5 protein-coding genes are annotated in these 8,367 nt (G+C 49.8%); all 5 read right to left on the bottom strand.

Annotation, left to right across the window (positions count from 1 at the left end):
- Positions 1-378: 378 nt before the first annotated feature.
- The 5 genes from ACR0QT_RS10650 to rpoC all read right to left on the bottom strand — a co-directional run bounded on the left by ACR0QT_RS10650 (position 379) and on the right by rpoC (position 8,354).
- Positions 379-1,176: a CpsD/CapB family tyrosine-protein kinase gene (locus ACR0QT_RS10650; protein WP_432630763.1), complete on the bottom strand. Its 798-nt coding sequence runs from the start codon at positions 1,174-1,176 to the stop codon at positions 379-381.
- The gene (locus ACR0QT_RS10645) at positions 1,176-1,940 is read right to left on the bottom strand and encodes a YveK family protein (RefSeq protein WP_432630764.1); all 765 of its coding nucleotides are present in this window, start codon (positions 1,938-1,940) and stop codon (positions 1,176-1,178) included. The genes ACR0QT_RS10650 and ACR0QT_RS10645 overlap by 1 nt, the downstream gene beginning before the upstream one ends.
- A 5-nt stretch (positions 1,941-1,945) precedes the next feature.
- Complete coding sequence (locus tag ACR0QT_RS10640; protein ID WP_432630762.1) at positions 1,946-2,689, bottom strand: CpsB/CapC family capsule biosynthesis tyrosine phosphatase; 744 nt, start codon at positions 2,687-2,689, stop codon at positions 1,946-1,948.
- Between the two features lie 210 nt (positions 2,690-2,899).
- A complete protein-coding gene (locus ACR0QT_RS10635; RefSeq protein WP_432630761.1) occupies positions 2,900-4,306 on the bottom strand; it encodes a polysaccharide deacetylase family protein in 1,407 nt (468 codons plus the stop codon).
- Positions 4,307-4,655: 349 nt separating this feature from the next.
- Complete coding sequence (gene rpoC / locus ACR0QT_RS10630; RefSeq protein WP_432630760.1) at positions 4,656-8,354, bottom strand: DNA-directed RNA polymerase subunit beta'; 3,699 nt, start codon at positions 8,352-8,354, stop codon at positions 4,656-4,658.
- Positions 8,355-8,367: the final 13 nt, after the last annotated feature.

Genomic DNA, 8,367 nt, shown 5'->3' with positions numbered 1-8,367 from the left:
GGATCGATCTTCGAATAAAAACATCTTTCAGATTGAGCAGAATTTTGCTATAATTAGGATACATCTATAAGGGGTCACCTCCGTAACATTAAACTTTGGTCGGTAAAATGATTTGGGAGGCTTCTTATAGATGTATTTTACTACAACAAAAAGAATATTGGAAGTATGTTTTTCAACACACCCCAACATTCAGTATAGAACCTAACAAAGAAAATGGGAAAGAACCTTGCAGGGTTCATTCCCACTTCTGCCTTTCTAACTCACCAGGCAACAAGGTTTTTGATTTTCTCAGCCGTTTGCATCCGTATATCCATGCACTGACACTCCACCGACTAAAGCTCGATGAATCATCATATACGCTTGGATCTGCCTCCCAGCTTACTTTCCAGTCTTTCCCTTCTTGCCTGCTTTTCCGTCATCCGACTGGCTGTTATCCTCTTCGCCGTATCTTCCATACTTGCCATAGTACTTTCCATAACGACCATACTTGCCGTATTTTCCGTACTTGCCATAGTATTTTCCATGCGGGTCCTCATCCGGGCGCACCTTGTTGAGCACGACTCCGAGAATTCTGCATCCACTCTTGTCGAGCTGATCCTTTACCTTCTGCTCCAGATGGTAGCTGATGCTTCCGCTCTCGATGACCATGACAGCTCCGTCACACTTTGTTGCAACAATCGCTCCATCGATGACAGCTCCCATCGGCGGAGTATCGATGATCACATAATCATACTGTTCTGCACCGTAGTTGATCAGCTCTCCGAAGAGATCCTCCTCAAGAAGCTCTGCCGGATTCGGGGAGTACGGTCCTGCAAAAATAATATCAAAATTCTCGACATCCGTTCGATTGATCACATCCTCAAGTTTCTTCTGTCCGCTGAGGTACTGAGACAAACCGCCAATCTCTTTCTTCAGCTGATGACGGCTTGCGAGTACCGACTTACGGATATCCGCATCCACAAGAAGAACTTTCTTTCCAATCTGTGCAAGAGAAACTGCCGTCACCACTGCGATCTGGCTCTTTCCCTCATCCGGAAGAGCACTCGTGAACATGATCTTTCTCACATTACTTCCGCAGAACTGAATGTTGGTACGAAGTGTCTTAATAGCTTCGCGATATGCATAACTGCTCTCACCGGCAAGCTGTCCTGCCAGCTCTACGATCTGTCCGCTCATCACTTCTTTCCTCCATTCTCATCTCTCTCATACTTTCCGTAATATCCGTACTTCTTTCCGCTTCCTGCATTCTCCCAGTCCGGAATCGACGCGAGAACGGTCAGACCAAGGTACTTCTCTACATCCTCCTCACTGCGGATCGTGTCATTCATCAGAACGGTCAGAACAATCACGCCACAGGCGATCACAATACCTGCCATTGCGCCGAGCATTGCATTCTTCTTGTTGTTCGGGCTTGCCGGATGATCGGCAATCGTTCCCTTCTCAATGATTTTCGGCGGAACCATCTCCATAATGTCACCAATATACTCAGAAGAGGTGGACGCAATCGAATCTGCAAGCTGTTTTGCGAGTACCGGATCCGGATCGGTCACAGTCACGGTCAGGATACGGGTGTCAGACGGGTTGTCCGTCGTAATCTTTGATCTCAGCTGTTCATAGGTCATATCCAGGTGATTCTCAGAAATCACACTGGTGAGCACCGGACGGCTACTCAGGATTACCTTGTAATCCGCAGTCAGCTGGCTTCCGATCTGAAGATCTGCAAGTGAAGTCAGCGTCGTCTCCTTCGACAGGATGTACATCATCGCTGTGGAAGTATACTGAGGTGTCAGTACCAGCTTACTGTAAATACCGGCGATACCACCGCAGACAACTGCTGCCAGAATAATCGCCCAAAGTTTTTTCTTCATCGCAAGAAGAAGTTCAAGCAGGTCAATCTCTACCTCATCATTGTCATTATTCATCTGATTCTGGTTTTCCATTTTCTTCATCCCTGTTTTTGTATTTCCCCTATTGGTTCATTTCTCAACACTTTTACTGCATTCGTCCGCAGTAATCTTCGGAGTGTCTCCTCATCCAAATGATTCTGAAGCCACTTGAGCGCCTCCTGAATCTTCGGCTCCCTCCAGTCGATCCGATGCATATCTGTTCCCATCAGATGAATATAGCCTCGCTTGATCTGGTTTCGACACCATCTCGTCTCCGCCTGAAAAATACTTCCATTCAGACTGTCATAATTCATCTGAAGCAAACATCCGCTTCGTCTCAAATCCTGAAGATTTCTCTCCTCCCTCAGACAACGATATCGCTCCATGTGCGCGACAATCGGCACATAACCGGCAGAAAGAAGCTGACGGATTCCGCGATACAGATTCTGATACGGCACAGACGGATCAAATTCCACAAGAACATAACGGCTTCCATTCAAAGGCAGAGCACGCCCATTTTCCAGATCACTCAACAGTTCTTCCTTATAATAGGTCTCCTGTCCGAGATAAAGCTGAAAATCCGGCATCTTCTGCTGAACCCGCTGTCTCAGTTCCTGAATCAATTCCTGATATCCTGTGATTCCACGCCGATGAGAATAATGTGGAGTTGCAACCACTGCACCAATTCCCTCTGATGCAGCCATCTCCAACATCTTTAAAGACTCCTCCATAGATCCAGAACCATCATCCACTCCCGGAAGAATATGTGCATGAACATCTACAATAACCGGCAGTCTATTCACGCCCTCTCCTCCTCTCTTTTTTTCGTGTGACGATGTCCCGAAAAGAATCTCGAAATATGGCGGTTTTTGCCACATTCCTAAGATAGCATGAAACATCTTAAAATTCAAGTTCTTTTCAGGATTTCCATTTTCTGCCTTGTTTTTCCTCAAAAACAAAGGATATTCCCGCCATTTCACCGAAAATTGGCGGAAATATCCGTATCCTTTACTCTATTTTTTTGGTCTGAACTGACTGTACGATTTTCCCGGAATCATTCCACCGCGGTAAGATGCAAGTTCACTCACCGTCACGAGCTGATATCCACGGTTCACAAGCTCCGGAATCACGACCTCACTCGCGTCTGCGGTCGCACTGTAAAGGTCATGCATCAGGATAATATCTCCGTCCTTCACATTGTCGAGAATCGTCTGGATCGTGCTCTGTGCATCCCTCGTCTTCCAGTCGAGGGTGTCCACGCTCCAGAGAATCGCCGGCATCGAGATCGCTCCGACTGCCGCCATTCCGGCATCACTCTTCGCTCCGCCGACCGGACGCATCAGCACCGGAGTGATTCCGCAGGCATCCGAGATCAGGTGGTTATTCTGCTCAAGCTGAGCCGTAAGTCCCGCCTGATCCTCCTTCGTCATTGCGACATGGTCATAGGTGTGGTTTCCGACCTCGCATCCCTGGGCAACCATCTGCTTGACGACATCCATATTTTTTGCGACCTGACGACCGACCATGAAGAACGTCGCCCGACCTCCACACTCTTTCAGCTTTGCGAGAATCCGCGCTGTGGACTCGGAAGAAGGTCCATCATCGTAGGTCAGGGCAATCATCGGCTTTGTCGGATCGATGTTGCCAGCATACGAATTGCCGTCGGCAAGTTTCTTTGCAACGGAGATTCGGATTCCCTGAACCGGGAGACCGACGCCATATGCGCCTGCCTCTTCTCCATTTTTCATCCAGTCGGTCCACTGGTTATCCTGAAGAACACTGTAAAGAATGTCATACTGCTCGGCAAGCTGACCCGTCAGCTTCATCGCGATCGCCTCGAGCGGTTCGCTTCCGTCCGCTTTTCCGGACTCATTTCCATCCTCGACCCAGTCAAGCCATCCGGTTCCGCTCAAGTTTGCGCGGTAGGTCACCGTTCCGGTCATTCCGTAAGGCTGACCATTTAAAGTCGCACGAAATGCGGTCACATACTTGTCAGAAGGCGTCATGCAGTAGGAATTGTCCGCAAAGAAACGGCTCCATCCGATGTTGTTGACGGAAACACCATAGATTGCACTGACTCCGTCTCCACTCTCTTCGTTCTGTCCCTCTGCACTGCTCTGACCATCCTGCGTCCCATCTCCACCAGCTCCATCCAGACTCACGGAATCTGCATCCGACTCGCTCGCATTTACCTCGCCTGACGAGACAACCTGATCAGAACTCGCCTTTTTTCCAAAGTGCCCGGCAACTGCCATGACGACAGAGCCGATTGCCAGACAAAACAGGATCACTGCCATCACCAGCATGGCACGAATTCGTCTTGCACGGCGAATCCTCTGACGTCTCAGGCGCTCTCTCCTCGCCTGAATCTGACGTCTCTCCTCCTCGCTGAATCCGCCGTCTCTCCTCTTTTCACTCATCTGTTTCCCCCAAAGAATCGAATCAATTTTATCATTCTGTCTCTCCTTGATGCCAAATATATGTAATGTTTGTTATTCGCTTCTTGTTTTTTCTATATGAGAACAGTCTTTTCTAAATCTGAATCCAGAAATCTTTTCTGAATCCAGAAATCTTTCCTAAGTCCAAAAATCTTTCCGAAATCCAGAAGTCTTTCCGGAACACAGAAATCTTTCAGGAACACAGAAATCTTTCCTATGCGAAAAGTCCCCGGCACTGTGTCCAAAAAGGCAGTACCGGGGACCCGTATTCTTGCTATATGATTCTATATAAAACTATGCATGATTCAACATCGGAAAGCAAAACAATCGCTTACTCTTCCGGAGTGTTGTCCTCATCCTCACCGAAATCATCGCTGTCATCGTTGTCGTTGATGCCAAGAACCTCAACAGCCTCGGTATCATGATCCTCAGATGCAGTTACGGTATCGTCATCATCCTCGTCCATCATGATCTCGTCATCCATCTCAAGCTCAGTATCCAGCTTGACATCGCGATAATGCTTCATTCCGGTACCAGCCGGGATCAGCTTACCGATGATAACGTTCTCCTTCAGACCAATCAGATGGTCAACCTTTCCGTTGATTGCAGCCTCAGTCAGAACCTTGGTGGTCTCCTGGAAGGATGCAGCGGACAGGAAGGAATCGGTTGCAAGAGATGCCTTCGTGATACCAAGCATAACCTGCTTGCCCTCTGCCGGCTTCTTGCCCTCCTCGATCAGCTTCTCGTTCATCTCGTTGAAGTCCAGAACATCCATGGATACGCCCGGCAGAACATCGCTGTCACCGCTCTCCTCAATTCTGATCTTCTTCAACATCTGACGAACGATCATCTCGATATGCTTATCGTTGATTTCTACACCCTGAAGACGGTATACACGCTGTACTTCCTGGATCATGTAATCCTGTACGGCACGAACGCCCTTAATCTTCAGAATATCATGCGGGTTTACGCTACCTTCGGTCAGCTCATCACCAGCCTCAATTACCTGCTCATCCTGAACCTTGATTCTGGAACCGTAAGGAATCAGATAGGTCTTGGTATTGCCGGTCTCGGTATCGGTTACAACGATCTCACGCTTCTTCTTCGTATCTTTCAGGGTAACAACACCGCCGAACTCGGAGATGATTGCAAGTCCCTTCGGCTTACGAGCCTCGAAAAGCTCCTCGACACGAGGAAGACCCTGTGTGATATCTCCACCTGCTACACCGCCGGTATGGAAGGTACGCATCGTCAGCTGAGTACCCGGCTCACCGATGGACTGTGCTGCGATGATACCGACAGCCTCACCAACCTGTACCGGCTGGCCGGTTGCCATGTTCGCACCGTAACACTTTGCACATACACCGACATGAGACTTACAGGTCAGGACGGTACGGATCTTCACAGAGTCACGACCCTGCTTGTTCAGAACCTTCATAACGGCTGCCGCACGCTTCGGGGTGCACATATGGTTTGCCTCGATCACGGTCTCACCGGAATCCGGATCTACGATGGTCTCAGCGATATAACGACCTGTGATACGCTCCTCAAGGCTCTCGATGCTCTCCTTGCCATCTGCAAATGCCTTGATCTCCATGTACGGGATTGCCTTGCCTTCACAGCAGTCAACCTCACGGACAATCAGATCCTGGGAGACATCTACCAGACGTCTGGTCAGGTAACCAGAGTCAGCGGTACGAAGAGCCGTATCGGACAGTCCCTTACGAGCTCCGTGTGCAGAGATGAAGTACTCCAGTACGTCAAGACCCTCACGGAAGTTGGACTTGATAGGAAGTTCGATTGTGTGACCGGTTGTATCTGCCATCAGGCCTCGCATACCAGCCAGCTGTTTGATCTGCTTATCAGATCCTCGAGCTCCGGAGTCAGCCATCATGTAGATGTTGTTGTACTTATCCAGACCGCTTAACAGGTCATGGGTCAGCTGATCATCGGTGGTCTTCCAGGTCTCGATAACCTCTTTGTAACGCTCTTCCTCAGTGATAAGACCACGGCGGAAGTTCTTGGAAATACGGTCAACCGTTGCCTGTGCATCAGCAATCAGCTTCGGCTTGGAAGCCGGCACAGTCATATCGGAAATGGATACGGTCATAGCAGCCTTGGTGGAGTACTTGTAACCGATTGCCTTGATGTCATCCAGAGTTACTGCGGTCTGGGTTGCACCATGAACATTGATAACCTTCTCCAGGATCTGCTTTAACTGCTTCTTACCTACGTGGAAATCAACTTCCAGAACGAGCTCGTTTCCTTCAATCGAACGATCCACGAATCCAAGATCCTGCGGAATGATCTCGTTGAAGATAAAACGACCTACGGTGGACTCTACCACGCCGGTCTTTACGGTGCCATCCGGCATCTTACGGCTGATGCGGACTTTTACTCTGGAGTGCAGAGTCTCAACACCGTTCTCGTATGCAAGAATTGCCTCGTTGACACTCTTGAATACCTTGCCCTCGCCCTTTGCACCCGGACGCTCCTGAGTCAGATAGTAGATACCAAGGACCATATCCTGAGACGGAACGGCTACCGGACCACCATCAGACGGCTTCAGCAGGTTGTTCGGGGACAGAAGCAGGAAACGACACTCTGCCTGTGCCTCTACGGACAACGGCAGATGCACTGCCATCTGGTCTCCATCGAAGTCTGCGTTGAACGCGGTACATACAAGCGGATGGAGCTTGATTGCCTTACCTTCTACAAGGATCGGCTCGAATGCCTGGATACCCAGACGATGCAGGGTAGGTGCACGGTTCAACATAACCGGATGCTCTTTGATGACATCCTCGAGGACATCCCAAACTTCCGGCTGAAGGCGCTCTACCATCTTCTTTGCGCTCTTGATGTTGTGAGCGGTTCCGTTCTGAACCAGCTCCTTCATAACGAACGGCTTGAACAGCTCGATTGCCATCTCCTTCGGAAGACCACACTGGAAGATCTTCAGCTCCGGTCCTACGACGATAACGGAACGTCCAGAGTAGTCAACTCGCTTACCAAGCAGGTTCTGACGGAAACGTCCCTGCTTACCTTTCAGCATATCGGAAAGGGACTTTAATGCACGGTTACCCGGGCCAGTTACCGGACGGCCTCTTCTGCCGTTATCGATCAGGGCATCGACTGCCTCCTGAAGCATACGCTTCTCGTTGCGGACGATGATATCCGGTGCGCCAAGCTCAAGCAGGCGTGCCAGACGGTTGTTTCTGTTGATAATTCTGCGGTACAGATCATTCAGATCGGAGGTTGCGAAACGACCACCGTCAAGCTGTACCATCGGACGGATATCCGGCGGAATTACCGGAATTACAGTCATAACCATCCACTCCGGCTTATTGCCAGAGGTGCGGAATGCCTCCACAACCTCCAGGCGCTTGATGATGCGGGCACGCTTCTGACCGCTGGAATCCTTGAGCTCTCTGCGGAGCATCTCAGACTCTTTCTCCAGATCGATTGCACGCAGGAGTTCGAGAATTGCCTCGGCACCCATTCCTACACGGAAGTTGCCGTAGCCCCACTTCTCTACTTCCTCACGGTACTCCTTCTCAGACAGAACCTGCTTATACTGCAGGCCGGTCTGCTTTGCATCCAGAACAATGTAGGATGCAAAGTACAGAACCTTCTCCAGGATTCTCGGGGAGATATCCAGGATCAGACCCATACGGCTCGGGATTCCCTTAAAGTACCAGATATGGGAAACAGGAGCAGCCAGCTGAATATGACCAATGCGCTCTCTACGCACGCTGGACTTGGTAACCTCTACGCCACATCGATCGCAGATAACGCCTTTGTAGCGAATTTTTTTATATTTTCCGCAGTGACATTCCCAGTCCTTCGTCGGTCCAAAGATCCGCTCGCAGAACAGACCATCGCGCTCCGGCTTCAGAGTACGATAGTTGATGGTCTCAGGCTTCTTAACCTCTCCGTGGGACCACTCCAGGATCTTCTCCGGGGAAGCCAGACCGATCTGGATAGCGTCAAATGTCAACGGCTGATAAGTTGTTTCATTTGTCTCAGGCATGAGCGATACTCCC

The organism is Brotaphodocola sp., assembly GCF_050873365.1.
In the GTDB taxonomy this organism is placed as follows: Bacteria; Bacillota; Clostridia; order Lachnospirales; family Lachnospiraceae; genus Brotaphodocola.
Note: the sequence above shows the minus strand (reverse complement) of the source record. Positions and strands in the feature narration are given on the sequence as shown.